Source organism: Burkholderia sp. Ac-20345 (assembly GCF_017104825.1).
Taxonomy (GTDB): Bacteria; Pseudomonadota; Gammaproteobacteria; order Burkholderiales; family Burkholderiaceae; genus Burkholderia; species Burkholderia lata_B.
The window spans coordinates 1-1,312 of the sequence record NZ_JAAGPO010000490.1 but is presented as its reverse complement, the minus strand read 5'-3'; the positions used below and the strand labels follow the sequence as shown (position 1 = coordinate 1,312).

1 pseudogene is annotated in these 1,312 nt (G+C 72.9%); it reads left to right on the top strand.

Annotation, left to right across the window (positions count from 1 at the left end):
* A pseudogene (locus G3O06_RS48200) lies at positions 1–1,312 on the top strand (LuxR family transcriptional regulator); the annotation flags it as partial.

The window sequence follows — 1,312 nt, the reverse complement described above, 5'->3', positions numbered from 1 at the left end:
GGACGGCACGCGCGACCGGCTCGTCGAGCTGCTGCTCACGAACCTGTCGGCCGACGACACCGCGTTCCTGACGCGCACGAGCGTCGCCGATCGCCTGCATCCGTCGCTGTGCGCGGCGCTGCTCGACGACGCGGACGCGCCCGACCGTCTCGCGCGGCTCGCCCGCGACACGCCGCTGTTCATTGCGTCGGACGATTCGGACTGGTGCCGGCTGCATCCGCTCGTGCGCGACACGCTGCGCGACCGCCTGGCCGCGAGCCCGGAAACCGAGCGCAACGCGCTGCATGCGCGTGCGGCCGCGTGGCTCGACGCGCACGGGATGACCGAGGAAGCCGCTCGCCACGCGTACGCGGCCGGCCAGTTCGAGGTGGCGTATGCGCTCGCGCAGCGCTGTCTCGAGGATGCGATCAAGCAGGGCCGTATCAACGACGTGCTCGACTGGCTCGCGCTGCTGCCCGATGCGGAGCTCGACAAGCGTCCGACGCTGCGCGTCGCGGTCGCGTGGGCGCTGGCGCTCGGCGAGCGCCATGTCGAGGCGCAGCGCCAGATCGCGGGCATCCTCGCGGATGGCGGCACGCCCGCGGCGATGCGCTACGAATGCGCGCTGATCCTCAGCGCGGCCGCGTATTACGCCGACGAAATCGACCGCTTCGTCGAGCTGTTCGAGCCGTGGGCCGACTTCACGCCGCCGGCGGCGACATGGCTCGCGCAGATGCACGCGAACCGGCTGTCGGCGCGCGCGATCATCGTCGGCGAACCGGCGCAGGCACGCCGTTTCCAGCACGCGGCGCCGCGCGGCGAGACGGCGGCCGGGTTCGGGTATGTCGCGCGCTGGGGCGAGCTGATCACGGGCCTGAGCTACCTGCGCGAAGGCCAGGTCCGGCTGGCCGACGACGCGCTGTCGCCGGCGCTGGCGCGTGCGGAAGCCGATCTCGGGCGCCGCCATCCACTCACCTGCATGCTCGCGGCGATGTGCGCGGCGCTCGCGTACGAGGCCGACCGCGTCGACCAGGCCGCCGCGCTGCTCGCGAACCGGCTCGACGTGCTCGAACACTCGGGCACGCCCGATACCGTGCTGCTCGGCTATCGCACCGCCGCGCGCATCGCGCTGCTGCGCGGCGTCGAGCACCGCGCGATCGACCTGCTCGAAGCGCTCGACGCAATGGGTGTCGCGCGGCGCCTGCCGCGCCTGTCGGTCGCGAGTCTTGCCGAGCAGGTGCGCATTCACGCGGCGCGCTATCGCGAGGCGACCTGCCATGCGCTCGTCGAGCGGATCGATGCGATCGCCGCGGCCGAGTTTCCGTCGCACGGA